Origin of the sequence: Winogradskyella sp. PG-2, assembly GCF_000828715.1 — a bacterium.
In the GTDB taxonomy this organism is placed as follows: Bacteria; Bacteroidota; Bacteroidia; order Flavobacteriales; family Flavobacteriaceae; genus Winogradskyella.
The window spans coordinates 2,728,259-2,755,025 of sequence record NZ_AP014583.1; the positions used below are offsets into that span (position 1 = coordinate 2,728,259).

Annotated in this window: 28 protein-coding genes; 14 read left to right on the plus strand and 14 right to left on the minus strand. The window is 32.1% G+C overall.

What is annotated here, in order from left to right:
* Positions 1–270: 270 nt before the first annotated feature.
* Positions 271–2,715, minus strand: coding sequence for an outer membrane beta-barrel family protein (locus WPG_RS12185; RefSeq protein WP_045473032.1), 2,445 nt, complete (start codon positions 2,713–2,715; stop codon positions 271–273).
* A gap of 101 nt (positions 2,716–2,816) precedes the next feature.
* On the opposite strand from WPG_RS12185, the gene WPG_RS12190 reads away from it, so the two are divergent.
* Positions 2,817–3,179 carry a CoA-binding protein gene (locus WPG_RS12190; protein WP_045473035.1) on the plus strand — a complete coding sequence of 121 codons (363 nt, stop codon included), beginning with the start codon at positions 2,817–2,819 and terminating at the stop codon, positions 3,177–3,179.
* A 3-nt stretch (positions 3,180–3,182) separates the two neighbouring features.
* Here the strand turns inward: WPG_RS12190 and WPG_RS12195 are convergent, their stop codons facing one another.
* The 3 genes from WPG_RS12195 to WPG_RS12205 form a co-directional block, all read right to left on the minus strand.
* Positions 3,183–4,511 (minus strand): vanadium-dependent haloperoxidase, encoded by a 1,329-nt coding sequence (locus WPG_RS12195; protein ID WP_045473038.1) that lies wholly within the window; start codon positions 4,509–4,511, stop codon positions 3,183–3,185.
* Positions 4,512–4,514: 3 nt separating this feature from the next.
* Positions 4,515–7,766, minus strand: a complete 3,252-nt coding sequence (locus WPG_RS12200; protein ID WP_045473041.1) for a VCBS repeat-containing protein — start codon at positions 7,764–7,766, stop codon at positions 4,515–4,517.
* Positions 7,767–7,901: 135 nt separating this feature from the next.
* Positions 7,902–9,371 (minus strand): sodium:solute symporter, encoded by a 1,470-nt coding sequence (locus WPG_RS12205; RefSeq protein WP_045473045.1) that lies wholly within the window; start codon positions 9,369–9,371, stop codon positions 7,902–7,904.
* A gap of 76 nt (positions 9,372–9,447) precedes the next feature.
* Here WPG_RS12205 and WPG_RS12210 point away from each other — a divergent pair, with 76 nt between their 5' ends.
* The 4 genes from WPG_RS12210 to WPG_RS12225 all read left to right on the plus strand — a co-directional run bounded on the left by WPG_RS12210 (position 9,448) and on the right by WPG_RS12225 (position 15,221).
* The gene (locus WPG_RS12210; RefSeq protein WP_045473048.1) at positions 9,448–11,979 is read left to right on the plus strand and encodes a T9SS type A sorting domain-containing protein; all 2,532 of its coding nucleotides are present in this window, start codon (positions 9,448–9,450) and stop codon (positions 11,977–11,979) included.
* An 84-nt stretch (positions 11,980–12,063) separates the two neighbouring features.
* Entirely contained in the window at positions 12,064–12,681 is a 618-nt protein-coding gene (gene recR, locus WPG_RS12215; RefSeq protein WP_045473051.1) for a recombination mediator RecR, read from the plus strand.
* A 24-nt stretch (positions 12,682–12,705) separates the two neighbouring features.
* On the plus strand, positions 12,706–13,788 hold the full coding sequence (locus WPG_RS12220) for a glycosyltransferase family 2 protein (RefSeq protein ID WP_316929994.1): 1,083 nt from the start codon (positions 12,706–12,708) through the stop codon (positions 13,786–13,788).
* A gap of 92 nt (positions 13,789–13,880) precedes the next feature.
* The gene (locus WPG_RS12225) at positions 13,881–15,221 is read left to right on the plus strand and encodes a dihydrolipoamide acetyltransferase family protein (protein WP_045473057.1); all 1,341 of its coding nucleotides are present in this window, start codon (positions 13,881–13,883) and stop codon (positions 15,219–15,221) included.
* A 171-nt stretch (positions 15,222–15,392) separates the two neighbouring features.
* Here the strand turns inward: WPG_RS12225 and WPG_RS12230 are convergent, their stop codons facing one another.
* The 7 genes from WPG_RS12230 to WPG_RS12260 form a co-directional block, all read right to left on the minus strand.
* Entirely contained in the window at positions 15,393–15,599 is a 207-nt protein-coding gene (locus WPG_RS12230; RefSeq protein ID WP_045473060.1) for a hypothetical protein, read from the minus strand.
* 61 nt (positions 15,600–15,660) lie between these two features.
* A complete protein-coding gene (locus WPG_RS12235) occupies positions 15,661–16,524 on the minus strand; it encodes a pyridoxal phosphate-dependent aminotransferase (protein WP_045473068.1) in 864 nt (287 codons plus the stop codon).
* Positions 16,525–16,550: 26 nt separating this feature from the next.
* Positions 16,551–17,231: a pyridoxamine 5'-phosphate oxidase family protein gene (locus tag WPG_RS12240; RefSeq protein WP_045473071.1), complete on the minus strand. Its 681-nt coding sequence runs from the start codon at positions 17,229–17,231 to the stop codon at positions 16,551–16,553.
* Positions 17,232–17,233: 2 nt separating this feature from the next.
* On the minus strand, positions 17,234–17,749 hold the full coding sequence (locus WPG_RS12245) for a GNAT family N-acetyltransferase (protein ID WP_045473073.1): 516 nt from the start codon (positions 17,747–17,749) through the stop codon (positions 17,234–17,236).
* Positions 17,742–17,978: a hypothetical protein gene (locus WPG_RS12250; protein ID WP_045473076.1), complete on the minus strand. Its 237-nt coding sequence runs from the start codon at positions 17,976–17,978 to the stop codon at positions 17,742–17,744. The genes WPG_RS12245 and WPG_RS12250 overlap by 8 nt, the downstream gene beginning before the upstream one ends.
* 3 nt (positions 17,979–17,981) lie before the next feature.
* A complete protein-coding gene (locus WPG_RS12255) occupies positions 17,982–18,272 on the minus strand; it encodes a DUF1272 domain-containing protein (protein ID WP_045473079.1) in 291 nt (96 codons plus the stop codon).
* A gap of 1 nt (position 18,273) precedes the next feature.
* Positions 18,274–18,792, minus strand: coding sequence for a DinB family protein (locus WPG_RS12260; RefSeq protein WP_045473082.1), 519 nt, complete (start codon positions 18,790–18,792; stop codon positions 18,274–18,276).
* A 79-nt stretch (positions 18,793–18,871) separates the two neighbouring features.
* On the opposite strand from WPG_RS12260, the gene WPG_RS12265 reads away from it, so the two are divergent.
* Positions 18,872–20,374, plus strand: coding sequence for a PLP-dependent aminotransferase family protein (locus tag WPG_RS12265; RefSeq protein ID WP_045473085.1), 1,503 nt, complete (start codon positions 18,872–18,874; stop codon positions 20,372–20,374).
* A gap of 114 nt (positions 20,375–20,488) precedes the next feature.
* On the opposite strand, the gene WPG_RS12270 is transcribed toward WPG_RS12265, so the two are convergent.
* Genes WPG_RS12270 through WPG_RS12280 form a run of 3 tightly spaced genes read right to left on the minus strand, consistent with a single transcriptional unit; the run spans position 20,489 to position 21,682 of the window.
* Complete coding sequence (locus WPG_RS12270; RefSeq protein WP_045473088.1) at positions 20,489–20,740, minus strand: hypothetical protein; 252 nt, start codon at positions 20,738–20,740, stop codon at positions 20,489–20,491.
* Positions 20,733–21,131 (minus strand): hypothetical protein, encoded by a 399-nt coding sequence (locus tag WPG_RS12275; protein ID WP_045473091.1) that lies wholly within the window; start codon positions 21,129–21,131, stop codon positions 20,733–20,735. Before WPG_RS12275 ends, WPG_RS12270 begins: the two co-directional genes overlap by 8 nt.
* Before the next feature lie 5 nt (positions 21,132–21,136).
* The gene (locus tag WPG_RS12280; protein WP_045473094.1) at positions 21,137–21,682 is read right to left on the minus strand and encodes an RNA polymerase sigma factor; all 546 of its coding nucleotides are present in this window, start codon (positions 21,680–21,682) and stop codon (positions 21,137–21,139) included.
* Between the two features lie 196 nt (positions 21,683–21,878).
* Here WPG_RS12280 and WPG_RS12285 point away from each other — a divergent pair, with 196 nt between their 5' ends.
* From WPG_RS12285 to ftsY, 8 genes are all read left to right on the plus strand, one after another.
* Positions 21,879–22,655, plus strand: a complete 777-nt coding sequence (locus WPG_RS12285) for a 3'-5' exonuclease (RefSeq protein ID WP_045473097.1) — start codon at positions 21,879–21,881, stop codon at positions 22,653–22,655.
* Positions 22,656–22,685: 30 nt separating this feature from the next.
* On the plus strand, positions 22,686–23,297 hold the full coding sequence (locus tag WPG_RS12290; protein WP_045473100.1) for a fumarylacetoacetate hydrolase family protein: 612 nt from the start codon (positions 22,686–22,688) through the stop codon (positions 23,295–23,297).
* Complete coding sequence (locus WPG_RS12295; RefSeq protein WP_045473103.1) at positions 23,298–23,639, plus strand: hypothetical protein; 342 nt, start codon at positions 23,298–23,300, stop codon at positions 23,637–23,639. It begins immediately after the preceding gene.
* A gap of 1 nt (position 23,640) precedes the next feature.
* Complete coding sequence (locus WPG_RS12300; RefSeq protein WP_045473106.1) at positions 23,641–24,888, plus strand: competence/damage-inducible protein A; 1,248 nt, start codon at positions 23,641–23,643, stop codon at positions 24,886–24,888.
* A gap of 114 nt (positions 24,889–25,002) precedes the next feature.
* Complete coding sequence (gene rpmB, locus WPG_RS12305; RefSeq protein ID WP_045473109.1) at positions 25,003–25,239, plus strand: 50S ribosomal protein L28; 237 nt, start codon at positions 25,003–25,005, stop codon at positions 25,237–25,239.
* Positions 25,240–25,265: 26 nt separating this feature from the next.
* A complete protein-coding gene (rpmG, locus tag WPG_RS12310) occupies positions 25,266–25,448 on the plus strand; it encodes a 50S ribosomal protein L33 (protein WP_008271040.1) in 183 nt (60 codons plus the stop codon).
* A 51-nt stretch (positions 25,449–25,499) separates the two neighbouring features.
* A complete protein-coding gene (locus WPG_RS17910) occupies positions 25,500–25,652 on the plus strand; it encodes a DUF4295 domain-containing protein (protein ID WP_008271041.1) in 153 nt (50 codons plus the stop codon).
* Positions 25,653–25,792: 140 nt separating this feature from the next.
* Entirely contained in the window at positions 25,793–26,767 is a 975-nt protein-coding gene (gene ftsY, locus WPG_RS12315) for a signal recognition particle-docking protein FtsY (RefSeq protein WP_045473112.1), read from the plus strand.

Sequence of the window (26,767 nt, forward strand, 5' to 3'; positions counted from 1 at the left end):
AACACTATTATAAATTTTCATTTACAATTACTATTACTTAAAACTTATCTCATACTATAGACGTAACTATTTCTATTTTATTACATCACATTATCTATTTAACGTGCATTTAACAAAAACCCTGACGAACAAGATTGTTGTCAGGGTTTTCTTCATTTAATAGTCAAACATTAACACTAACCATCAACTATGTATGCTTCCTATTAAATAATATGTTGTGTCACCTTATTATAAAGACTTACATTTTTTTAAATTGTGACACTTTATATGTTAAAATATTCCTCCTCCTTCTTTTTCATCATTATCACGACGCTTACGAGATTTTGCTCTATACTTTCCGCCACCAAAACGGTAAGATAATCGTCCAGATATTTGTTGACTTTCCCAGTTAAACTGTCCGCGTTGTAAGAATGGTCTTTGCCCATCAAAGCGTGCATACATTGTATCAAAAATATCATTATAGCTTAAGTTAAAGCTGGCACGACCTTCCATAAAGCTGTATCTCATACCTAAGTTCACCATAAGCATGTCGCCCATTTCAAATTGTACGTTTTTATTTTTCCCTCTATACATTCCGAATGCAGAGAAGCTTAAACTTTTACTTACTTTAAAGTTGTTAAAAGCTCTTACGTTATAAGCCACGTTATCAACCTCTACTGTGTTTAGTTGAATATCACCATTAGTATCAAAAGATTCGGCTACACTTTTTTGAGTTTGAGAGAATAAATCGAAACTTGCATTGATACTCCACCATTTTGTAGGACGATAGCTTGATGATAATTCTATACCGTAAGCAGAAGTATTATCAAAATTCAAATTAGTTATAATGAGTCGATTTGTATCTGCTCTGTCAATTAATATGGCTTGTTGTATTTCATCTTCAATGATTCTATAAAATACACCTGCAGTAACACTTCCCTTTTTCAACTGTCTCGTATAGTTTACCTCCATAGAGTTTGTAAATTGAGGTTGTAATTCTTGATTCCCGAACTGTGAAATTAAAGCCGTATTAAATTCTGGTAAAGGATTTACTTGTCCAATACCAGGACGATCAATTCTTCTACTATAACTAAATTGGTAAGAGTTTTTCTCTGAAGGAGAATAGGTAAAGAATGCCGAAGGATACAATTCAAAATAATCGTTTTCAAACGGAATCGTTAATTCTGCGTTAGCCGCTAAATCTCTTCTGAAGGCTTCTGAATCTACAGTTACAGTTTCTGCTCTTAAACCAACTTGGTAATTCCATTTTTCTAATTTCTTACCATATGTGGCATAAGCCGAATAAATGTCTCTTGTATAGTCAAATCTTGTAGTTGTTGGAATGTAATCACCGGCTTCATTTTGTGCACGTCCATCGGATTGATAAAAAATGCTATTGTCAAATAAACGTGCTTGTAAACCCAATTCTAATTTTACGGACTCTGATAAAGGATTAACATAGTCTAAGTTTATAGTTGTTCTGTTTCTGTCTGTATCTGTATCTTCTATGAAATTTGGACGTTGTGCACTGAAAAATGTATTGTTAGTACCTCCAAAACCTTCATAAATATTATGGTCAACTTCTAACTCAATATTATGACCTTCGTCATCAAAATCGTGTTTATAGTTAAAGTTGTATTGTTGAGAGTCATTTTCATTGTCACCTCTAATAGCTTGTGACTGATCTAATAAAGGGTCAGTTAAGTAATTAATATTAGTAGTTACGTTAGTCCAACCATCAAATATATTCTGGTTAGTAAATACAGAAATTATGTTTTTATCATTTAAATAATAATCTAAACCAATCTTAAAAAGGTGTGACTTATTGTTATCTAAAATATTAAACCTTTGATCGATCTGTTGCTCTACTCTATTAATTTTTCCGTAGTTATAGTTTTTTGATATGTTATTACTATAAGAACCATAGAGATTAAACTTGCCATTTCTATAATTAGCATCAATTGAACTATTAAATTTTGGTTCTATGTCATAAGCTAGACCAACATTAATGTTTCCATTAAAACCTATCATAGTATTTTTATGAAGCACAATATTAATTATACCACTCATGCCTTCTGGATTATATTTTGCTGAAGGGTTTGTTATTAATTCTATACTTTTTATAGATGTAGATGGTATTTGTTTTATTAGTTGCTCTGCAGGGATATTAGAGAGTTTTCCATCTACCATTATGCGTACATTCTGATTACCACGCAAGCTAATAGAACCTGTTTGTTGATCTACACTTACTGAAGGTAGGTTATTCATAATCTCACTTGCAGTTGCACCAGCAGTTTGCAAATCCTTACCTATAGTAATAACCTTACGATCTACTTTTTGTTGAATAGTAGAGACATCTGCAACAACAGTGACTTCTTCTAAGTTTGCTGCATCTTCTTCTAAATTAATATCTCCAACATTAATTTTATAACTATTCTTACCGATATTAACTTCTTTTAAGATGGTTTTATAGCCAATAAAAGATATTTCTACTTTTACAAGTCCTTCAGGAATTTTGTCAATTTTAAAAGTTCCATCGTCGTTGGTAATTCCACCAGTGATGATTTTATTAGCAGCATCTTTTATGACTATATTTACATAGGGTAAGGGCTCATTCAGGGCTGCATCTATAACGCGTCCCGTTATGGAACCGCTTTTAATATCTGAATTGGAATTGGGTTGGGAAAATGCTATGACAGAAAAAAGCATAGCAAACATTACAAATAAATGTTTCATTGATTGATTATTTTTGATTGATCGAAAGTTCGTTAAAAGGTAGACGACTATTTTTGTATGATGTTACCTAATTTAACATTACTTAACATCTTTTTAACATTATGACAAAAAAAACATTAGTGCTTGGAGCCTCGCTTAAGCCAGAGCGTTACTCTAATATCGCTATAAATAGACTTAGGAAATATAATCACAGCGTCAAAGCTTTTGGGCTTAGAGGAGGTGAGGTTAATGATGTTATAATAGATACTGAATTGATACATTATGATGCCATTGATACAGTGACTTTATATTTGAATCCTCAACGACAAAAAGTTTATTACGACTATATTATTGCTTTAAAACCTAATCGCGTTATTTTTAATCCAGGGACTGAGAATTCAGAACTTTATAAGTTACTAGATGAATATAATATTGAATATGAAGCAGCCTGTACTTTGGTGCTTCTTGCAACAAGGCAGTACTAAGTTTTATTTTAAAAATGAGACCTTAGAATTTACCAAAGTACCAACGGCAATACCTTGATCAACACCAACTTCTACTGCAGCTCTGTAGTGTATACCACCATATAATCTACTTACTGCGGCTTCTTGTGCTGCTAGTCTAAACGAATTAAAAGATCGCATTGGTAGACCAAAAGGTAATTCTGTGGTGTCATCAAACTGAAAATTATCTCCAAAAATTTCAGTTAATACTTCAGATGATGCACCTGATACAACTGAATGTCCACTTGTGTATTCTGGGAATGGTGGAGTTTGTAGAATCGGAGCCCATTCTAAATCTAAATGTTTATTAATTAAAGTTTCGGGTCTAATTAGATTACTTCTATATTTTTCGTCCCAGCAACTAATAAAAGCATCTGCAATAGCTACAGAAGTTTTTGTATAAGCATAAACTGTTTTTTCAAAATCGGATGTTGTTTTTTTACAGGCAATTTTACAAATACCAATCCAGTGCGCACCAGGAGTAATTTTTTTCTCAGCGAACATAAAATGACCTTTATTTACAGATACAAAAGGATTACAGTCCCAAAAACGTGCAATAGCTACTTCTTCGGAGTCATCTCCATTGGCTCTAATCGTATTGTTTAGATTAAATACATCCATTAGCTCTTTGTAGAATGGTGTGCCTTCTTCTAAAGAAAATTTTGGATGTGGAGTTGGTTTAAATTGCGCGGCAGAATCTAAAACGAATGGTCTAAGCTTATTCCAGTGAGGTTCTATACCTTTCATATAAGCAGGTGGAGTAGGTTCCCATCTCGATGGATCTTCAGTATAGATATTATAATCTGGCATGGTACGCGTTTCAGCGTAACGATCTGCTCCCATCCATGCCTTAATTTGATCAGCAATTCCTAATGCATAAGCTTTAGAATATTTAAATTGGCTTGAGTTTGTTTTTTTCCATTGTGTATAGAGACTATCTCTATAGGCTTCTATTTTATCTCTTGAAAAAACCAGTTCTTTGGCAACATCTATGTATGCAATTATTGATGCTAATTTTAAGTTGATACCTTCAGCTTTTACAACTTCATTTATCTCTAAATAGTTTAATTGCTTGCTTAATGATTTATACGTCGCATTGTCTTGATTTAAAGTTTCGTAAGCTGCAATATTTGGATACACATATATACGACTTGCAACAGGTGGAGAAAATATATCATGAATCATCACTTCAGTCAACTTATCAACGGCATTATGGTAATCTTCAGTTGAAATTTCAATCGATTTTTTTTCTTTTTCGCAAGATAAAATCATTAAAAAAATAAAAACTGATATAGCGATGCGTTTAAGATTCATAGCCTAGTTTTTATAAGAGTATACTTTTAAAACATCATTATTAGAAAGTATAAGAACTAAGTTTTTGTTTTTCATTTTAATAGTTTCAATCTGCTTTATTTGTTTATTAAAAGCTTCCATTCCGTAGTTTGAAACGGATTGGTAATTAGATTCGTCTTTTACCAAAAGTCCTTTTAAAGAACTGTATGAACCATGGTAGGTGTTGACTCTGTAAGAATTGCCACCAACTAAAAGTTGCTTCTCATTGTTCAGAACTATTTCTGAGAATGAAGTTATTGGCGCTAACTGAAAATCATTTTCAAATTCTACAAATTCTGTGAAGCTACCATTGTCGTTTCTCAAATAACCTGAAGCTAAAGTATGAGCTTCATACTTAGTAGCTAAGCTTATAGAGCCTTTGGTCATGACTTCTTCTATCGTTTTACCAGCATAACTTTTATGGTTTTTGTATATTTTATTGATGACATTCATTTGCGCAGCCAATTCATCTTTAGAATTCATTGGATAATACTTACCATTTTTATTATAAGCTATAAGCGTTTCTGGGACTCCGTTTTCATCATAATCCGAATGATACATAATTAGCGGTCCATCAAAGTTTAGGTTGAATTTTGTGTTCAATCCCCAATTTCCTAATAGAATATCTTGGTCACCATCATTATCCATATCAAAGGTACAAATGGATTGCCATAAACCATTTAACGATTTTGGTATTTCGATGAGTTTAAGTTTTCCGTTATTATTGATGTAGAGTTTTGGTGCATCCCATTCTGTAGAGATTAATAGGTCCTTAACATTATCTCCATTAATATCTTTCCAGAATGCAGAAGTAACTTTTGATGATAATTCGAAATTTGAATCTATTGAGAAATTTCCTTTTCCGTCGTTAACCAATAAATTAGATGATACCCGTTTGCCATAGTCATTGGCATCAGCAAGATTACCCACAAATAGATCAATGTCGCCATCACTATCGTAGTCTAAAGCGTTTATTGTTGTTGTTACTAATGGGTTAACTGGGATTTGATTTTCTGATTTTGTAAAAACCCCTTTTTCATTTATATATAATCGATCCTCTAGATAGATTTTATTTTTAGATTCATTAATACCAGATGCAACGTAGAGATCTATATCACCATCATTATCTGCATCAAAAAACACAGCGTCATTATCTTCGTATACTATATCATCTTCAAAAACTGGTTGACTAGAGCGTGTAAATTTAGATCCGGAATTAAGATAAAGTTTTGAAGCTTCACCAGAACTGTTTCCTATAAAAATATCTTCAAAACCATTACCATCAAAATCTGCTTTAGCTAGAGCTGGACCAAATGTTGAAATCTTATATGGAATTAACTTTTCTTCAACAAAGTCATTGTAATTGTCTTCTTTGTGCGTAAAGTCAATAAGATTTTCTTTTTTAAATGTAGACTTTGAATCTAATAGGTAGTTATAATTATAGCTTTCATTCTTAGAGGCATAACGAATCACTAAGTTTTTATTAACCTCAGGATTAATGATAGTTTGATACTCATTATTTGGCCATATAATTTGAATTGAATCAATAGAAGAGGCTTCATTTAAACCAAAATGTAAATTACTATCTAAGGATGATAAGAAGCCTCTAGATTTAAATAATTGTTTCAGCTGATGCTTACCATTATTGTATACAATTGCTTTTAGACCAATACCTTCTATATTTTGACCTTTATATTCAAAATCTAATGCTATATAATTTTTAGAACCATTTATTGTGTTTTCATATAATCCAGCGGTTTCTCCAAAATTATTAGTTACTATATCTAAGTCTCCATCACGATCTAAATCTATGTATATACTTCCATTGGAAAGATTAGGTTTATCTTCTATCCAAACACCAGTTTTACTTTTAAAATTTTTAGAATTTCCTTCAAAGATTTCGTTAGTAACTTTACCACTAGTCATTTCATTAATAGAGTTGAATAACCATTTTAAACCATCTTCTTGAGTTCGACCTTTAAAAGCACTAGACACATATTTTTTAAAATCTAATCCATTAGGACGCCTCAAAATACCATTAGAAATAAATAAATCTTGATGACCGTCGTTATTAAAGTCTGCAAATAATGGTGACCAACTCCAGTCTGTATCTGCAACTTTATTTAAAAAAGCGGTTTCTTCGAAATAGTCGCCAGAATTATTAAGTTGTAACATATTTCGAGAATACTGATCTTTGTAGCCTAACTTTTTAAGATGTACTTGCATATTAAACATGGCGTCATCTCCTTCAGTTTCTTTGAGTACACGCTCATTTTTAGGTAACATATCTAAGGTCATTAAATCTTGATAACCATCTCCATTAATATCAGTAGCATCACTTCCCATTGAAAATCTACTTATGGTTGAGAAGGCTTCTCCTAAACTTTCCTTAAACGTACCATCTTGGTTGTTAAGGTAATAGTAGTCATCTTCATGAAAATCATTACAAACATATATGTCATCCCAGCCATCATTATTAAAATCGGCAATTGAAGCACTTAAACCATAACCATTAACACCTCCAAAAATATTTGCTTTTTCACTGACGTCTGTAAATTTACCATTGCTATTATTGAGTAATACATCACCAACAAGAGGTGCACGTTTATAACGCAAATCTGCTCTACCATGAGAAAGTGTTGTGTGGACTGCGTGATTGACGATATATACATCTAAATCATCATCTTTATCATAATCAAAGAAGTAGGCTTGTGTTGAATAGCCTTCAAAATCAAGACCGTAATCTTTTGCCTTTTCAGTAAAAGTACCATCGCCATTATTGATAAAGAGTTCGTTATGTCCTGTGAAATCTAATAAGCCAGAAACTGCACATACGTAGATATCCATTAAACCGTCATTATTAATATCTACCATGGTAACACCAGTCTGCCAACTTGCTTCACCAGAAATATTTGCCTTTTCAGAGATATCTTCAAATTTTAAATCCCCTTTATTGATATATAATTTATTGTCTCCAGTATTAGATACAAAAAATAAATCTGGATAGCCATCATTATTAATATCACCAGATGCTACACCACCACCATTATAATAATAGATGTAGTTTATAATGCTATGTTCAGCATCTTCAGAGACAAGGTTAGCAAAATCAATCCCAGAATCCTTTTTAGATAATTGGTTGAGAAGAAATGTTGATTTGCTTGTCGGTTTTACTGTATCGTCAGAACAGGCCAGCAATAGAAATATTGCGACTATAGTAACGGTTGTTTTTTTCATTATTAAGCAGCGGTTAGTCAACTTAACAAAAATAATGATTTTTTAACAAATACTTAACACTTTGCCTTTTCTGAAAAACAAAATATTCATCAGAAGTAAGTTAGCTTATTTTGCATTAGTGAATGTCATAAAAAATTATGGATTTACCTTGATGGATTTTTTGATGCATAAAAGCCCAATAAAAGTAATGACTCCATTTAAAGGTAGAATTTCCCAATGAAATTGATAAGCACCAATTATTGATTCTGGTAAAGATGTAATTGAAAAAGTTAAAAGAATAGATACTAAGCCTACAATCCAAGCGTAATTATCTTTTATTTGATATTTGGTTAAAATTCCAAAAGCAAATAAACCTAGCAAAGGACCATAAGTAAATGTTGCAAATTTGAACAGGTTGCTTACTACATTACCTTCAAGCATATTAAAGATAATAACAACTATGATTAACAAAATTGAAACACCAATATGTACTTTTTTTCTTAAAGGTTTTTGCTCCTCTACAGGTTTGTTTTCAATATTTAAAAAATCAACACTAAAAGATGTTGTTAAGGAGGTTAATGCACTATCAGCGCTAGAATAGGCTGCAGCAATTAATCCAATAATAAAGGTAATGGCTAATGCTGAACCTAAGCCTTGATTCATAGCTATTTCAGGAAACAACAAATCTGTTCTTGTTTTACTATCTAACACAGGAATACTGAGATTAAATTTCTCAGCGTAGATGAATAATAAAGCTCCTAAAGACAAAAATATAAAGTTGACAAAGACTAGTAATGTAGCCATACTAAATATATTTTTCTTAGCTTCTTTTTGGTTTTTACAGGTTAAGTTTTTTTGCATCATATCTTGGTCTAATCCTGTCATAGCAATAGCGATGAAAATACCACCAATAAAATATTTCCAAAAATAAGTTACTGCATTAGGATCATCAAAGAAGAAAATTTGCCCTTTTGTTTTAAATTCTGAAGAACTCAAAAACTCAAAATAGGACCAATCTAATTTATTGTTTATTAAAACTATTGTTACAATTACAGAAGTGAGCATGGCAAGCGTTTGTAATGTGTCTGTCCATACAATAGTTTTTATGCCACCTCTATTCGTGTATAACCAAATCAATAAGATAGAAATAACTACGGTGAGCCAAAATGGAACGCCGAGTTGTTCAAAAACAATATACTGCATCGCAAGTGCGACCAAAAATAATCTAAATGAAGCACCAGTAACTCGAGACAATAAAAAGAAAAAAGCACCAGTTTTATAACTCACTTTACCAAAACGTTGTTCTAAATATTGGTATATAGAAGTCACATTTAACTTATAATAAATAGGGATTAAAACGGCTAGAATAAATATGTAACCTATAAAAAAACCAAATACGCCTTGCATATAAGCAAATTGTTGCCCACCAATCATTCCAGGTACAGATATAAAGGTAACACCAGAAAGTGATGCTCCTATCATCCCAAAGGCCACTATATACCAGGGGGATTGTCTTTTTGCCTTAAAGAATACATCGTTACTGTCATCTTTACCAGTGAAGTAAGAAATCAGTATAAGAACACTGAAATAAGCGACAATGAGTATGAGTATCGATGTAGGTGTCATATAAATGAGATTTATTAATAAAATTTTATGAAAAATAGTATTTTTGGTAAAAAAAGAAGCTAAAATTTAAATTATTATGAAAAAGATTTATCTAGCACTATTGTTTTTTGCGTTTTTAATGAATTCTTGGTCTCAAGAATACAGACAAATGATTGCAAAAGGCACTTATTCAGTACAAGAAATTCAAGCAGAAGCAGAAGCTTATTTTGACCAAGTTGGTCGAGAGAGAGGAAAAGGCTATAAACCCTATAAACGTTGGGAAGCTATGGCTAAGTTAATGATGGATGAAAACGGATTACTAAAATCCCCTGAGTATTATTTCAATCAATTAGAAGCATATAATAGCTATCAGAATGAAAACTCAAATTCCTTTGCTAGAACAACCGTTGGTAATTGGGAAGATTTAGGACCAACATCTTGGACAGCAGCTCCTAATGGTTATAATCCCGGAGTAGGACGAATTTCTGCACTAGATGTTGAAACTTCAAATACTAATCATATGATTGTTGGAAGCCCAACTGGTGGAGTTTGGAGAACCACTGATGGCGGAGCTAATTGGACAATACTAACTGATAATATGTCTAACTTAAGAGTTAGGTCATTAACCATTCATCCAACACAACCTTCAATCTATTATTGGGGAAGTACTAGTGGAATTATTTTTAGATCATTAGATTCTGGCGCTACATGGAATGTTTTAGGAGATATTGGAGGCGGTAGCGTAAATAAAATCATAATAGATCCATCAGCTACTACTAAACTATATTGTAGTTCTGAAGGTGGTGGTATTTTTAAATCTACCAATGGGGGTTTTACGTGGTCAAGTATTCATGGAAGTGCAACTAATGGTTATGATGTTGAATTTAAACCAGGCGACCCTAGCGTTATTTATGCTTCTGGGAATTCTTTTTTTAGATCTGATGATGGTGGAACTACGTTTTCTAATTTGGGTGGTTTTTTTAGTTCTGGTCCAAAAATGATTGGAGTAGCAACGGGTTCTACAGATGTAAACGATCAGTCAGTTGTATATGTTGTAGAATCTTCAGGTGGTATTTTTAATCAAGTATATAAATCGACAAACAGCGGTTCGTTTTTTGCTGCTGTAAATACGGAGTCAAAAAATTATTTTGGATATGAATCAGATGGTAGTGATAATTTAGGGCAAGCACCTAGAGATATGGATATTGTCGTTAGCTCTTCTGATGCAGACGATGTTTTTATTGCAGGAATCAATACTTGGTATTCTAATAATGGAGGTGCTACGTTTGCGATAACCTCACAATGGATTCCTGGTGTTGCTACCAGTCAGAATATTGGATATTGCCATGCAGATGTTGATATTTTAAGATATATCAATGGGGAATTATATGTTGGTAGTGATGGTGGAGTTTATAAAGCGGCTAATCCTACTAACATTACTAGTAGTTATTATACGGATCTTACTGATGGTATAAGTAATAGACAATTTTATAGAATTGGTGTGAGTCAAACTAATCCTGTTGTTGTTGCTGGTGGATCACAAGATAATGGTAGCTCTGTATTAAGAGCTGATGGTCAATGGTATGAATGGTGGGGAGCTGATGGTGGTGAATCTTTAGTGGATAAGAATGATTCTAATACAATATATGGTTCAACTCAATTTGGTTCTTTTGTTAAAAGTGTTAATGCTGGAGAAAATCTATTTGGTGTTACTGCACCAGAAGGTAAAGGCGGACAGAATAATTGGAACTTTTTCTCAACACCTTTTGAGCAAGATCCAATAGTTCAAAACACCGTGTATGTAGCTTTTGATGAGGTATATAAGTCGTTAGATGGTGGAGCAAGTTGGAATTCAATATCCCCAAATTTTATTTTTAATATTGATGCCTTAAAAATTGCACCTTCTGATAATGATTATTTATATGTTGCTATTGGTGGAGCTTTTTGGGGATCTATTAATGGTGGAACAACATGGACAGAGGCAACTAGCTATCCTGGAGGTGGTATCAACTCTATAGCTGTACATCCAACAAATCCGGCTAAAGTTGCGGTAACCTCTAGTTTTGGAGATAAAGTTTATATTACAAACGATTCTGGAGCTACTTGGATTCCTTATGGTTTTGATTTGCCTTCTGGATTCACATCACTTACAGTAGTTTGGGATGATAATTCAGACAATGGCTTGTATCTAGGTATGAATTATGGAGTTTATTATACAGACGACACTATAGTAGATGCTTGGATACCATTTAATAACAACTTACCGAATGTTATTATTTATGAACTGGAAATCAATTACGCTACAAATAAAATATATGCAGGTACGCATGGTAGAGGTTTATGGTCTTCAGACACTTACGATTCATCTTTAAGCACTGAAGATTTTGAGTTAAATGACATTGTATTATTTCCAAACCCTGCTCAAAATGAAATTAATATTAAATGGAGCAAACCAGACGATGTTATAGTTAGGATATATAATACATTAGGTAAATTGGTGTATTATGATAAAAATGTAAGTTTGTTAAATGGACATAAAATAGATGTATCTTCTTTTAATTCAGGATTATATTATGTAAAAATGAATAGCATTAAAGGTGAGATTACTAAAAAATTGATTTTAAAATAATAACACTATATAATGTTAAAAAGTCCGATTGTAATTCAGTTATAATCGGATTTTTTATATCTAAAAATCTGTACCTTCGTAGCTATGGAATTTTCATCAAAACTCTTAGAGAATGCAGTTAACGAAATGTCACAATTGCCAGGTATTGGTAAGCGCACAGCATTACGTTTAGTTCTGCATCTACTGAGACAACCAGAGAATCAGACGTTTCTATTATCTGATGCTTTGTCTAAGGTGAGAGCCGAGATTAATTTTTGTAAATCTTGCCATAATATAAGTGATAAAGTTCTATGTGAGATTTGTGAAAATCCAAACAGAAATGAAGAATTAGTTTGTGTGGTTGAAGATATTAGAGATGTAATGGCAGTTGAAAACACAAGCTCGTTCAAAGGATTGTATCATGTGTTAGGAGGAAAGATATCTCCAATGGATGGCATTGGTCCGCAAGATTTAAATATTAATTCTTTAGTTGAAAAAGTGAGGTTAGGGAAAGTAAAAGAATTGATTTTTGCAATGAGCCCAACCATGGAAGGAGACACAACTAACTTTTATATTTTTAGACAAATACAAGACTATAATGTGACCATGTCTACTATAGCAAGAGGTGTTGCCGCTGGAAACGAATTAGAGTATACAGACGAAATAACTTTAGGTCGAAGTATTATTGACCGTGTGCCTTTTGAAGCCTCATTAAAATCTTAAATAGTTCTGAAGCTATCCGTAATCATATTAAACTATAATGTTCGCTATTTTTTAGAATTATGTCTAAAAAGTGCAGAAGGTGCTATTAAAAATATTGAAGCAGAAATTATAGTTGTAGATAATAATTCGCCAGATGATAGTTGTGCTATGGTAAAACAATTATTTCCAACTGTACAATTGATAGAAAATAAAGAGAATTTAGGATTCTCTAAAGGGAATAATATTGGCGTTACAGAGGCAAAAGGCGAGTATATATGTATACTTAATCCAGATACAGTTGTAGCAGAAGATACGTTTAACAAATTAATTGAATTTGCTGGTGAACAGCAAAACCTTGGAATTGTTGGGTGTCAACTTATAGATGGTAAGGGTAAGTTTCTTCCTGAAAGCAAACGTAATATTCCAAAACCTGAAATTGCATTAAAGAAACTTTTAGGCAATGATAAAGCCTATTATGCTAATCAGTTAAAAGTCGATGCTATTGGTGAAGTTAAAGTACTTGTAGGCGCTTTTATGCTAATTAAAAGAGATGTATATAATGTAGTTGGTGGATTTGATGAGGATTACTTTATGTATGGTGAGGATATCGATTTATCATATAAAATTTTGAAAGCAGGTTATAATAACATGTATTATGGAAAAGCTACCGTTGTACATTTTAAAGGTGAAAGTACGTTAAGAGATGCTAATTACGCCAAACGTTTTTATGGTGCTATGCAGATTTTTTACAAAAAACATTTTAAGCAGAATATTTTATTTAATGCAATAGTTTGGTTAGCTATTAAGTCAGCGTATAAACTTAGAAAGAGCTCTAACCCAACTAAAGTGACATCTCGGAATATATTGATATACTCAAATGAAATAGAGGAATCCTTAAAGCAACAACTATCGCAACCTATAGCTATTAGAGCAGAAATTAAAAATAATATACCAAACAACACTTTAGTTATTTACGATTTAGACATACTGAAAACTCAAGATGTTATAGAGGATATGAAGAAAAAATCCAAGCAAGAGAATATGGTCTTTAGATTTCTTCCAAAAAACAGTAAATTTATCCTCGGAAGTGATAGTGCAATAAATAGAGGTGAAGTGGTAAATTTCTAATCGACGTATTAATTGAATTAAAATCAATAAAATATCTGTTTTTTTATTAATTTTGCATCAAATACTAAAATTAAGACCTTCAAATTATAGATATGGCAAAGTTTGAACTTAAGTTACCTAAAATGGGAGAGAGTGTTGCAGAAGCAACTATAACCTCATGGCTTAAAGAAGTTGGTGATACTATTGAAGCAGATGAAGCAGTTTTAGAAATTGCAACAGACAAAGTAGACAGTGAAGTGCCAAGTGAAGTTGATGGTGTATTGGTTGAAAAACTCTTTAATGTAGATGATGTTGTACAAGTAGGACAAACAATTGCTGTTATAGAAATTGAAGGAGGCGATACTGTTGAGATCAAAGCTCCAGAAGTAGAATTTATTGCAGAGCCCGAAGCTCCAAAAGCTGTAGTAGAAGTGGTTCAAACAGTTGTAGCTGCAAAAGCTGTAGTGGAGCCCGTCGTGTCTTCTGAAGATCGTTTCTACTCTCCATTGGTTAAAAATATAGCCAAAGCTGAAGGTATTACGCAATCAGAACTAGATACTATTCCTGGTACAGGTAAAGATGGTCGTGTAACTAAAAACGATATAAAATCATATATAGAGTCTCGTGGATCTGCACCAGTTGTAGCTCCAAAAACAGAAGCAGTTGTTGAGCAAAAAGTTGAAACTGTTCCGCCACCAATGAAGACTGTTGAAAAACCAGTAGCTACTCCAGTAGTTGCATCAGGTGATGATGAAATTATCGAGATGACCAGAATGGGGAAACTCATTTCTAAACATATGGTAGATTCTGTACAAACTTCTGCACATGTGCAATCTTTTATAGAAGCAGATGTAACTAATATTTGGAACTGGAGAAACAAGCACAAAGAAGACTTTAAAAAACGTGAAGGAGAAAACCTAACCTTCACTCCAATATTTATGGAAGCTGTAGCAAGAGCATTGCGCGATTTCCCAATGATGAATATTTCTTTGCAAGGGGATTCTATAGTTAAAAAGAAGCATATCAATTTAGGCATGGCTGCAGCTTTAGCAGATGGAAACTTAATAGTGCCAGTTATTAAAGATGCAGATCAGTTAAACCTTTTTGGTATGGCTAAAAAGGTAAATGACTTAGCTAATAGAGCACGTTTAGGACAATTAAACCCAGATGATATACAAGGTGGAACATATACAGTGACTAATGTAGGTACATTTGGTAGTATAATGGGAACTCCAATAATTAACCAACCTCAAGTAGGAATTTTAGCTTTAGGAGCGATTAGAAAAGTACCTGCAGTAATTGAAACACTAGAAGGTGATTTTATTGGTGTTCGTTATAGAATGTTTTTATCACATTCTTATGATCATAGAGTGGTTAATGGAGCACTTGGTGGACAATTTGTAAAAGCAGTTAAAGATTATTTAGAGGCTTGGGATTCTAACAGAGAAATATAATTCCTTTAAATAAGAATTATATACTAGAAAAGAAAAGAACAGTTTTTGACTGTCCTTTTTTATGGTTTCTTAAGAATTTGTTGGACATTTTAGGTTAAAATTTCTTGTTTTGATTTAGAATAGTACAAAATAAGTACGAAGTTTCACATTTTGTTTTCTTGTTTAACTTAACTATTTATTTACTGCTGACTTTTTTAATATTTCAGTTAGTTTTTCTAGTGTTATAATTAATTTTTTTATTTCCATATAACCAAAACCTAATCTAAAAAAACGTTTAATTTCACCGAACCATTCTCCGTTTGCTATTTGAATTCCGGCTTGTTTTGATAAAGCATAAAATTTTTCTATTTGTTGATGGTCAAATTTTGTTTCTTTCAATTTTATACAACAAAGTGCATCAGCACTTGGTTCATGCCAGTTTATATATTGTGTGTTTAATTCAATCCATTTTTTTTGTGAGTTCTAAGCCTTTTGCTGCATGTATTCTTCTTGCTTTAAATAGTTCAGATTCTTTCTTTAAAACTTGTATAGCAACATATTCATCTAAAACAGAATTAGAGATTACTACATTTATTTTTGCTGTACTTACCTGTTCTATAAAATCAGCATCACTTGAATATAACCATCCAATTCTTAAGCCTGGAGTTCCGTGAGATTTTGATAGCGATGAAACTGTTATTATGTTATCCTTTAATCCTGCAAATGTTGGTATAACCTTGTTATTTCCATAAGTAGCTTCTCGATAGGTTTCATCAATCAATAATCTACAGTTTGGATACTCATTGTTTAAACGAATTGAAATTCTTTCAACTTGTTCTAAACTAAGTGTTGTTCCTGTTCGATTGAATGGTGAGACTAATAGTATTAGCTTCGTTTTTTCAGTGATGATTTTAAATAATTCTTGTTCGTTTAATTGATATTTTTCGCCAAAAGATAGTTTTAGTAATTTCTTTTTGAAACCTAGACCTTCTATCAAGTCCATTGTTGGTGGAAAATTTGGTTGTACCATGACGATTTCATCTCTAATATCGCATAAGCATAGCATAGCTAAATAGTTTGCAAATGCAGCACCATTTGTTATGACAATATTCTTTTTTTCTACGTTTAATTTCTTACTAATTAATTTCCGTAACTCCTCATTTCCTTTAGAAGTTCCATATTCTAATTTTAGTTTTTTTAAGCCTTGACTAAAAGGTTCATCCCAAATTTCTTCTAATATTAAATCTTTATTTGTGCTTTCTGCTAAATTTAGTTCTAGCCTTTCATCTAATAGATCAACTATGTCCTTTAATGGGAATTTCATTTTTTGTTTTAGAATATTATAATTATTTAAATAGTTGTTTTAGTTGGCTCTTTATGCTCATTGTAATAATCTAAAACATGCTTTGGAATTTCCATTTTTTGTGGTAGCCCTTCATCAGGAATAGGATACTCAGCTATTTGTTTTAGGGGTACTAAGCCAGCCCAAACATCTAAATCGTAATCTTCTGGTTCGTCACCAACACCAACATCTCTAATTTTTGCAGAAGCGGTTTCAATTGTCATTTCTACAACCATCGTTCTGTCTAGTTCTTTTTGGTGCATTGGTCTTATACCATCCCAACGTCCTTTCATCATATGTTCCATAAAGCAAAAAAGAGCTTCGTCTTTTTCTTTAGTGTCTTCGAGATTTTTAACACTGCCAAATAAAGTAGCTGAGCGATAATTTACAGAATGATGTAAGCCTGAACGTGCTAATACTAATGCGTCTAAATGCATAATTGTCATGCTCATTTCTTTTGCTTTTAATAAAGCTAGTAACATTCTATTAGCTTGTGAGCCATGTAAATATATTTTATTGTCTTTTCTTCCGTATGCCATAGGTAATGTTATTGCTCTGCCTTTATAGACATAACTTACATAACCAATAAAACCAGCATCAAGGATGGTGTTTATCTTTTCAACATCATAAGTCGCTCTATTTTTTCCGCGTTTAACTCTGTTTAATTTTGATTTTGAATAGTCTTGCATGCTTATATTTTTTTTGAAAAGACAATATTTTCATATGCTTTTCCACTGACAATAAAGTTTATATCTCCAACGTTCTTAAATTCATTTTTTTCATAGAATCGTATAGCTCTGCTATTTTTTATATAAACGGTAAGCCATATAGTATCTAACAATAATTTTTTGGCTTCCTCTTCAACAAAATGTAAAAGTTGTTTCCCAATTTTTAAGGGTATAAAGTCATTTAGGATGAAAATTCGTTCTAATCGACAATTGTTTTGCGAGACAACGCTTTCGTTTTCAGCATTTAGGATTAACTTCGCATAACCAACAGGTAAGTCATTTACATAAACAATATAAAAGATTTGCTTGGGATTGTTTATATCCTGTGTCGTTTTTGAGACTGAAAAATTCTTGTTTAGGTATTTTAATAGGTCGTTTTTATCCTCTATATAGTGACCATGGGATTCTGCCCATGTTAGTCTGGCCAAAAGAGCTAGAACATCTATATCCGCTTCTTGAGCTTGTTTTATTTTAATCATTACTATTCTTATTAATTCGTAATCTTCTTATATGATATCCATGAAGAAATACAGCAATTGTACAGCCTACAATTATTGGAGTAGCAGTAATTAATAGACCATATAATATGTAACCTAAATTTGCAATTAGTGAAATTAGGCGTAGTTTATATTCACCTTTGGTGGACATTGAATATAAATTGATTACTAATGCTGCGTAACCAATACTATCAATTAAAATTGGACTCATATATTATCTTTTTTCTGGTTGAATATTTTTAAATCGTTCTGAATTTTGTTTTGCTTTTTCTAAATCTTTTGGTTTGAATACTCGCTTTGTTGAAGCGGGATAATTCTCAATCTCTTTTTTTGGTCTAATAGGACGTTTAACAATGTTTCCACTGCAACTTGGACATACATTTTCAAAGATTTCTATTGCACATGCTCTACAATATGTACATTCATATGAGCAAATCATAGCTTCAGTTGATGTGTTTGGTAAGTCTTTGTTACAATGTTCACAATTGGGTCTTATGTCTAACATGTTAGAGGTATTTGTTTTTTATGACTTCCATATGCCATATATCATGACCTATAATTGTGAAAGCTGCAGCTCTTGCAGATATTACACCTCTATTAGAATACCCAATAAATGACAGATCCTCATCCGTTAAATTCTTTAGCAATGAAATTGAATGATTACGATTTACTGTAAACTCATTTAATAAATTTTCTATTGATTTATCATTAGCTTTTGATGGTTTAATGTATATGTTATGGTCATAACCAGCTAAAGCAGTTTTATCTCGCCTTGCAATTCTAAAGCATCGATATATAAAAATACGTTCAGTATCTATTAAGTGTTGTAGTATTTCTTTTACACTCCATTTTTTTGACTCATAACGGTAAGTCAATTTTTCTTTAGGAATAGATTTAAAGAAATCAATTAGTGTGTTTTGACCTATTACAAAGCCTTTTTTCAACTCAGTATCGTTAGGTAACTTATAGATATATCTAAAATAGTAGTTATCAAACTCTAAGGGATTTAAATCTAGTTTTGTCATTTTTTTACTTTTCTATTTCAAAAATAGTATATTTATGGACTATCGTTATAATCCAGAATAAATATATTAAGTAGTCCAGATGTTTCCATTTAAAACTAGTATTCAATTTGATAGAAAATGCAATCAGGCATTATACTTGCAATTATCAAATCAAATTATTCAACTCATAAAGGATCAAACACTCGCTCCTAATACTAAACTTCCTGGCAGCAGAACTTTAGCTGAGCAATTAAATGTTCATAGAAAAATAATTGTTGCATGCTATGAAGAATTGTTACAGCAAGGTTGGATAGAGAGTATTCCTAAAAAAGGAACTTTTGTACTTCGAAATTTACCATTACTAGATCAGGAAAAACTTGAGAATAGTGTGACTTTTGACATGAAAAAAAACACAGGCTTTACTTTTTACAAGACGAGTGTTTTACGTGAAAGAATTCCAAAAAAGAAAAATGACTTTATGTACTTAAATGATGGTGTTTCTGATGGACGGCTAACACCTATAAATGAAATTGCAAGAACTTATAGAAGAATTAGTGCTAAAAAAAATGTGTTTGAGCATTTGTCTTATGGTTCCACTTATGGAAATGATACGTTACGAGATGTTTTGGTTGATTATTTGAATACAACCAGAGGTTTACATATTACTAAAGAAAATGTGTTAATTACTCGTGGTAGTCAAATGGGAAATTGGCTATCCTCTCAATTATTACTTCGAAAAAATGATATTGTTGTTGTTGGAAACACTAATTATGATTCTGCGGATTCTACGTTTTTAAATCAACAAGCAAAATTAGAACGTGTTTTGGTTGATGATAATGGTCTTGTAACAGATGAAATTGAAAAGTTGTGTAAACGACAACAAATAGAGGCAGTATATGTGACATCACACCACCATCACCCAACAACAGTTACACTTTCAGCTAAGAGGAGAATTCATCTTTTAAACCTTGCGAAGCAGTATAATTTTGCTATTATAGAAGATGATTATGATTACGATTTTAATTATAATCACGCTCCAATTTTACCATTAGCAAGCCACGATACAAACGGAAATGTAGTATATATTGGTTCGATTTGTAAAACAGTTGCTCCAGTTTTTAGAATAGGTTATTTAATAGCTTCAAAAGAATTTGTTGATGAGTCTTCTAAATTAAGAGGTATTGTAGATCGACAAGGGGATGCTTTGTTAGAGTTGACATTTGCAGATTTTATAAAATCAGGAGATTTAGATAGACATATTCGCAAAGTGATGAAAATTTACAAGCAACGACGCGATTTATTTTGCAAGCTTTTAAAAGATGAATTAAATGATGTTTTTCAATTTGAAATTCCAAAAGGTGGTTTAGCCGTTTGGGCGAAACTGAATTCAAATTATTCTTGGAAAACGCTTTCAGAAGTAGCAAAAATATATAAATTAGATATTGGTGAATGGCAGCGTTATGACAATGCTAAACTAAAACACAATTGTATAAGAATTGGTTTTGCTTCAAATAATGAAGAAGAAATATATGAGTTGATAAATAGATTAAAGAAAACAATGGGTGAAGTTGTAAGGAAAAACACGTTAAATAGTGTTAGTTAATTTATTTAACTTATAAAATGAAAACACAGTACGAATACAGTGTTTTCATTTTATGAGTTTAATTGACTGTAAGCTAAAAAAATAAAGCTTGTGGTGTTGATATATTGAAAGAGATTAATCTAGTACTTCACAATAAAATCCTCTGAATTTTACCATAGAAATGACCTCTTCTTCATTTAGATCTCTATATGATTCAATTCTTAAAACTTTGTCAATATCTTCAAGATCTATAGACCACCTTATTATATTGAGATTTGAGTTTAATAATTGCTTTATAATAAAGAGTTCTTGTTTAGTTTTAATATTTGTTTTAAAAACATGAATTTTTAAAGCATTTTTATGACTTTGGTAAAAAGGACTAATCATTAGTTTCTTCTTTAGTAGTTATACGATTTACATAAGCTTCATATGCATTGTTTCCTTCTTCTTTCCAAAAATCATCGTAATGTTTCCATTTTGAGAATTCTCCTTTGGATTCGATTTTGCAATTAGATTTTTTGGAGTGTTTTTTCTCTTTGCCTCCACAACCTCCACAACCTCCTAATAAAATTTTAAATAGTATGAAAACACCTACTGCTTGCCAGTACGTAAGTGTAGTGAGGCCAAATATCATTGGCATTAACCAATTCCATAGCCACATAATAACGAAGCCAAACAATATGGCTAATCCCGTTATAAAAATGATACCAAATATTATCATTCCGGCAATTTCTCCAGGAGATTTACCTCTCATTTTGTGTTTATAGTAATTTGACATAGTCTTTATGTTTTAAATAATTCTTGTTTTGATTTTAAGTTTTTGTATAAGAGCGAAATAGCTCTATGTCTTATAGACATTAATGTGCCAATTGGGATACCTGTTTCTAGTTCTACCTCTTTATATGTAGAACCTTCAAAGTCTATAGCTATTATAATATCTCTATAATTTGGCTTAAGGTTTATTATTGCTCCTTTTAATTCCTGCTTCATTTGTTCAGGGTATAAATCTGATGGCGCTTCATAAATTATGTTAGCAAACTCAATTAATTTAGCTTCATTTTGCGATTCATAATCAACCTTATTTTTTTTGGAAGCCCTCATAACATCTATAATCTTGTTTTTAATAGCACGATACACAAACCCAGCTACATTATTAATTGGTGAATACCTATCTGCACTAGTAAATAATTTTAGAGCTACATCTTGAATTATATCTTCTGCATCTTTATTGACGCTAGCTTTAAGATTTGATCTCACATAATATTTAAGAGAAGTATATTCCTCGCTAAAAAATGTGTTTAACTTTTTGCTATTTTCTGATTGGTTCATTTAAAAGTGCTTTTTGCAGCTCTCAATTATAAAGACGTAACTTTTTAAATCTATTGCATTTTTTTTCTTACTAATTAATGACGAAGTAGAAATGAATATGTTTCAGAATTTCATTTTAAAAGTCAAGTCAGCTTTTTCATTCCACATAATGCTATTCTATTTATTCTAGTTATCTTTGATTAACAAAATAGAAGCAATGCAACTCAACCTTAACAAGCCTATCTGTTTTTTCGATTTAGAAACCACAGGTATTAATATTTCTAAAGACAGAATCGTAGAAATTTCTATCCTTAAAGTTTATCCAGATGGTAAGGAGGAAACTAAAACTTGGGTTGTAAATCCCGAAATGCCAATTCCGGCAGAAGTTACTGCAATTCATGGAATCTCTGATGCAGACGTAATAGGTAAACCGACATTTAAAGAGCTATCTAAAGAGATTTATAATCTTATAAAGGATTCTGATTTAGGAGGTTTCAACTCTAATCGTTTTGATATCCCTTTATTAGCTGAAGAGATGCTTAGAGCTGATGTCGATTTTGACATGAAAGGAAGACTATCTGTAGATGTACAAACGATTTTTCACAAAATGGAACAACGTACACTAAGTGCAGCTTATAAGGTTTATTGTGATAAAAATCTTGAAGATGCACATAGTGCAGAAGCAGATACCAAAGCAACTTATGAAGTGCTCAAAGCTCAATTAGATAAATATGATACCTTAGAAAACGACACCAAATTTTTAGCTGAGTTTAGTACTCGTAAAAAGTTTGCAGACTTTGCTGGATTTATAATATTCAATAAAAATGGTGAAGAATGTTTTTCTTTCGGAAAACATAAAGGAAAACGAGTAGTAGACGTTTTAGAAAATGAGGGTGGCTATTTTGGATGGTTGCTCAATGCAGATTTCCCACTCTATACTAAAAAAGTGTTAACTGCGATTAAATTACGTCAGTTTAATAATAAATTGAGCTAACGGTTTATCCCAATATTTTATAGTCAATAAATGAAACTTATTTGTATTGGTCGTAACTACACAGACCACATAAAAGAATTAGAAAACGAGAAACCAAAAGATCCTGTTGTGTTTTTAAAACCAGATACAGCGATTTTATTGAAAAAACAACCGTTTTTTATCCCAGATTTTTCAGATGATGTACATCACGAAGTCGAAGTTTTGGTGAAAATTAAAAAAGTAGGGAAGCATATTGATAAAAAATTTGCGCATAAATATTACGACGAAATCGGACTTGGAATTGATTTCACTGCTCGCGATCTTCAAGCCCAATTAAAAGCCAAAGGTTTGCCTTGGGAAAAAGCTAAGTCCTTTGATGGTGCTGCTGTAATTGGGAAGTGGTTACCAAAGACTAATTTCGAAAATATAGATAATATTGACTTTAGTTTAGTGAGGAATGATGAAATAGTTCAACAAGGAAATACAAAACTAATGCTTTGGAAAATTGACGAACTTATAGAATATGTGTCAAAATATTTTACTTTAAAAATTGGAGACATTATCTTTACAGGAACACCTGCAGGAGTTGGTAAGGTTTTTGCAGAAGATCGATTAATAGGATATATTGAAAACGAAGAATTGTTTTCTATTAAAATTAAATAAATGCCACAACATTACAAATTAGATCGCGTACGCGAAATGGCTGATAATGACGAAGATTTTGTCGCAGCACTAGCAGCAGCTTTTATAGAAGAAGTACCAGAAGATGCAGAACGTTTAAGAAAATCTGTACCGGAAGGGGATTTTTATGAAACTTATCAAGCTGCTCACAAAATGAAGCCTACAATAGATTTATTCGAATTAGGCGTATTGGATAAATTAATTGAAGTACAAGATTGGGGAAAGTTTGAACAGTCGGATAATAATATAGAAGCCCAACTACAAATTGTACTAAGCGCAGTAGAAAGCGCTACAAACGAAATTAAAGCCGATTTCGGGTTATAGAATGCAAGCAGAGATTATTACTATTGGCGATGAGATTCTCATCGGTCAGGTTGTTGATACCAATTCCGCTTTTTTAGGTAAGGAATTTAATAAAATTGGTATTTCTATTTATCAAATTACTTCTATTCAAGATGATAAAGCTCATATTTTAAAAGCGCTTAAAGAAGCTGAGGAAAATGCTGATTTCATTATTGTTACTGGTGGCTTAGGGCCAACTAAAGACGATATTACCAAACATACTATTTGCGAATATTTTAATGATACTTTAGTTGAAAACAAGGCTGTCTTGTCGCATGTAGAAAATTTATTTAAGACCTATATTAAGCGACCAATGTCTGACATTAATAAACAACAAGCTTTAGTACCTTCTATGGCAGATGTATTAATGAATGAGTATGGTACAGCACCAGGAATGTGGTTAGAAAAAAATGGAAAAGTGTTTGTGTCTCTTCCTGGTGTACCTTATGAAATGAAATCGTTGATTTCTACTAAAGTTATACCTAAGTTAAGAGCCAAGTTTAAGTTTCCATTTATTAGACATAAAACACTTTTAACAAATGGTTTGGGTGAGAGCGCATTAGCTGAGCGTATTGAGCAATGGGAAGATAATCTACCAGAATTTATAAAATTAGCATATTTGCCTAGATTAGGACGTGTAAGACTTCGATTATCTGGTAAAGCAATGGATAAGGAAGTTGTAGACGCAGAGATAGAAAAACAGGTAGAATTGGTATTACCTCAGATTCAAGATATTTTTGTTGGATTTGAAGATGATAAATCTATAGAAGCTATCCTAGGAGCTCAACTTACAGAATTAGGAAAGACTTTATCAATAGCAGAGAGTTGTACAGGTGGAAGAATTGCCCAAGCATTTACAGCAAATGCAGGAGCATCAAAATACTTTAAAGGTAGCATAGTCAGTTATGCTACAGAATCTAAAGTTAATATACTCAATGTTGCTAAAGCCGATATTTCATCGCATTCTGTTGTGAGTAAAGAAGTAGTAGAATCGATGGCAAAAAATGTGAGGACGTTATTCAATTCAGATTATGGATTAAGTACTACTGGTAATGCTGGTCCATCAAAAGGAGAATCTGATGCTGAGGTTGGAACTGTTTGGATTGCCATTGCAGCAAAGAATAATGTGTATTCAGAGGTTTTTAATTTTAGTAACCATCGTGAAAAAATAATTATGAAGGCAACAAATAAAGCCTTTGAAATGCTTCAAAAAGAAATTAAAAAAAAGTAGAAATATATTTTTGCTAAACATCAAAGTTTTACTAAATTTGCACCCTGTTTAAAATATCCATGTTATGGATTCTGAATAAACAGGAAGAATTAATAGACCTAAAGAAAGAATACAATGTCAAGAGTTTGTGAACTTACTGGGAAAAAAGCAATGGTTGGGAACAATGTTTCTCACGCAATGAATAAAACAAAGCGCAAGTTTAATGCTAATTTAGTAAAGAAGCGTTTTTTCATTCCTGAAGAAGATAAGTGGGTAACACTAAAAGTTTCTACAGCTGCATTAAAAACAATCAACAAGATTGGAATTAGTGCAATGTTAAAAGAAGCTAAAGCAAAAGGATTTTACAAATAATAGCATAGCGCTTAAGTCAATTTATCATGGCAAAAAAAGGAAATAGAATACAAGTAATCTTAGAGTGCACGGAGCACAAAGCTTCTGGTCAGCCAGGAACTTCTAGATATATTACAACAAAGAACAAAAAGAATACGCCAGATCGTATGGAGATTAAGAAATTTAATCCTATCCTTAAGCGTATGACAGTACATAAAGAAATTAAATAATTAATTAGAGATTTTCGTCAACGCGAAAATATCAAATAATCCGAAGGAATTATGGCAAAGAAATCAGTAGCATCTTTACAGACAGGATCGAAGCGTTTGACAAAGGCGATAAAAATGGTGAAATCACCAAAAACTGGGGCTTACATGTTCGTAGAATCAGTAATGGCACCAGAATTTGTCAATGACTTTTTAAACAAAAAATAAGCTGTAATTTTAATATAGCTTTACGGAACTGCTTTCATTTGAAAGCAGTTTTTTTATGGCTATATTTGAGCGTTTATGACAAGTTAGCAGTAACTTATTATAGGCAAGGTTGTTGCAATTAGCTAAGAAATAATAATTACATGAGTTTTTTTAAAAAAATCTTTTCTTCTGAGAAGAAGGAAACCCTAGATAAAGGTTTGGAGAAGTCTAAATCCTCTTTTTTCAATAAATTAAATAAAGCAGTAGCTGGTAAATCTAAAGTAGATGACGATGTTTTAGATAACCTTGAAGAAATTCTTGTGACTAGCGATGTTGGCGTAAATACCACACTTAAAGTGATTGAGCGCATTGAGGAGCGTGTAGCTAAAGATAAATACTTAGGGACTTCTGAATTAAATAAAATACTAAGAGAGGAAATAGCTGCATTACTTTCAGAGACCAAATCTGGTGAAGAGACAGAATATGTTATTCCAGAATTACCAAAGCAAAACGATGGTTCTAAAACACCATATGTTATTATGGTAGTTGGTGTTAATGGTGTAGGTAAAACAACGACTATAGGTAAGTTAGCATATCAGTTTAAAAAACAAGGTTTAAAAGTGGTTCTTGGTGCTGCAGATACTTTTAGAGCAGCTGCTATTGACCAATTACAAGTTTGGGCAGATCGCGTAGATGTACCAATGATACGACAAGAAATGGGATCAGATCCTGCTTCTGTGGCTTTCGATGCTTTGCAGTCTGGAGTTACTCAAGATGCTGATGTTATTATTATTGATACAGCAGGCCGTTTACACAATAAAGTCAACTTAATGAACGAGTTAACTAAAGTAAAACGTGTGATGCAAAAAGTGGTTGGAGATGCACCACATGATGTGTTATTAGTATTAGATGGTTCTACAGGACAAAATGCTTTTGAACAAGCTAAACAATTTACTGCAGCCACTGAGGTCACCTCTTTAGCAGTAACAAAGTTAGATGGAACTGCAAAAGGTGGAGTGGTGATTGGTATTTCTGACCAATTTCAAATCCCAGTAAAATATATTGGTGTAGGGGAAAGTATTGAAGATTTGCAAGTCTTTAATAAGTATGAGTTTGTGGATTCGTTTTTCAAGTAG

What these genes read in the sequence shown, in the direction of transcription:
- WPG_RS12185 (WP_045473032.1), bottom strand. Translation starts at nt 2,715, where the DNA reads ATGAAACATTTATTTGTAATGTTTGCTATGCTTTTTTCTGTCATAGCA.
- WPG_RS12190 (WP_045473035.1), top strand. Translation starts at nt 2,817, where the DNA reads ATGACAAAAAAAACATTAGTGCTTGGAGCCTCGCTTAAGCCAGAGCGT.
- WPG_RS12195 (WP_045473038.1), bottom strand. Translation starts at nt 4,511, where the DNA reads ATGAATCTTAAACGCATCGCTATATCAGTTTTTATTTTTTTAATGATT.
- WPG_RS12200 (WP_045473041.1), bottom strand. Translation starts at nt 7,766, where the DNA reads ATGAAAAAAACAACCGTTACTATAGTCGCAATATTTCTATTGCTGGCC.
- WPG_RS12205 (WP_045473045.1), bottom strand. Translation starts at nt 9,371, where the DNA reads ATGACACCTACATCGATACTCATACTCATTGTCGCTTATTTCAGTGTT.
- WPG_RS12210 (WP_045473048.1), top strand. Translation starts at nt 9,448, where the DNA reads ATGAAAAAGATTTATCTAGCACTATTGTTTTTTGCGTTTTTAATGAAT.
- recR (WP_045473051.1), top strand. Translation starts at nt 12,064, where the DNA reads ATGGAATTTTCATCAAAACTCTTAGAGAATGCAGTTAACGAAATGTCA.
- WPG_RS12225 (WP_045473057.1), top strand. Translation starts at nt 13,881, where the DNA reads ATGGCAAAGTTTGAACTTAAGTTACCTAAAATGGGAGAGAGTGTTGCA.
- WPG_RS12235 (WP_045473068.1), bottom strand. Translation starts at nt 16,524, where the DNA reads ATGAAATTCCCATTAAAGGACATAGTTGATCTATTAGATGAAAGGCTA.
- WPG_RS12240 (WP_045473071.1), bottom strand. Translation starts at nt 17,231, where the DNA reads ATGCAAGACTATTCAAAATCAAAATTAAACAGAGTTAAACGCGGAAAA.
- WPG_RS12245 (WP_045473073.1), bottom strand. Translation starts at nt 17,749, where the DNA reads ATGATTAAAATAAAACAAGCTCAAGAAGCGGATATAGATGTTCTAGCT.
- WPG_RS12250 (WP_045473076.1), bottom strand. Translation starts at nt 17,978, where the DNA reads ATGAGTCCAATTTTAATTGATAGTATTGGTTACGCAGCATTAGTAATC.
- WPG_RS12255 (WP_045473079.1), bottom strand. Translation starts at nt 18,272, where the DNA reads ATGTTAGACATAAGACCCAATTGTGAACATTGTAACAAAGACTTACCA.
- WPG_RS12260 (WP_045473082.1), bottom strand. Translation starts at nt 18,792, where the DNA reads ATGACAAAACTAGATTTAAATCCCTTAGAGTTTGATAACTACTATTTT.
- WPG_RS12265 (WP_045473085.1), top strand. Translation starts at nt 18,872, where the DNA reads ATGTTTCCATTTAAAACTAGTATTCAATTTGATAGAAAATGCAATCAG.
- WPG_RS12270 (WP_045473088.1), bottom strand. Translation starts at nt 20,740, where the DNA reads ATGATTAGTCCTTTTTACCAAAGTCATAAAAATGCTTTAAAAATTCAT.
- WPG_RS12275 (WP_045473091.1), bottom strand. Translation starts at nt 21,131, where the DNA reads ATGTCAAATTACTATAAACACAAAATGAGAGGTAAATCTCCTGGAGAA.
- WPG_RS12280 (WP_045473094.1), bottom strand. Translation starts at nt 21,682, where the DNA reads ATGAACCAATCAGAAAATAGCAAAAAGTTAAACACATTTTTTAGCGAG.
- WPG_RS12285 (WP_045473097.1), top strand. Translation starts at nt 21,879, where the DNA reads ATGCAACTCAACCTTAACAAGCCTATCTGTTTTTTCGATTTAGAAACC.
- WPG_RS12290 (WP_045473100.1), top strand. Translation starts at nt 22,686, where the DNA reads ATGAAACTTATTTGTATTGGTCGTAACTACACAGACCACATAAAAGAA.
- WPG_RS12295 (WP_045473103.1), top strand. Translation starts at nt 23,298, where the DNA reads ATGCCACAACATTACAAATTAGATCGCGTACGCGAAATGGCTGATAAT.
- WPG_RS12300 (WP_045473106.1), top strand. Translation starts at nt 23,641, where the DNA reads ATGCAAGCAGAGATTATTACTATTGGCGATGAGATTCTCATCGGTCAG.
- rpmB (WP_045473109.1), top strand. Translation starts at nt 25,003, where the DNA reads ATGTCAAGAGTTTGTGAACTTACTGGGAAAAAAGCAATGGTTGGGAAC.
- rpmG (WP_008271040.1), top strand. Translation starts at nt 25,266, where the DNA reads ATGGCAAAAAAAGGAAATAGAATACAAGTAATCTTAGAGTGCACGGAG.
- WPG_RS17910 (WP_008271041.1), top strand. Translation starts at nt 25,500, where the DNA reads ATGGCAAAGAAATCAGTAGCATCTTTACAGACAGGATCGAAGCGTTTG.
- ftsY (WP_045473112.1), top strand. Translation starts at nt 25,793, where the DNA reads ATGAGTTTTTTTAAAAAAATCTTTTCTTCTGAGAAGAAGGAAACCCTA.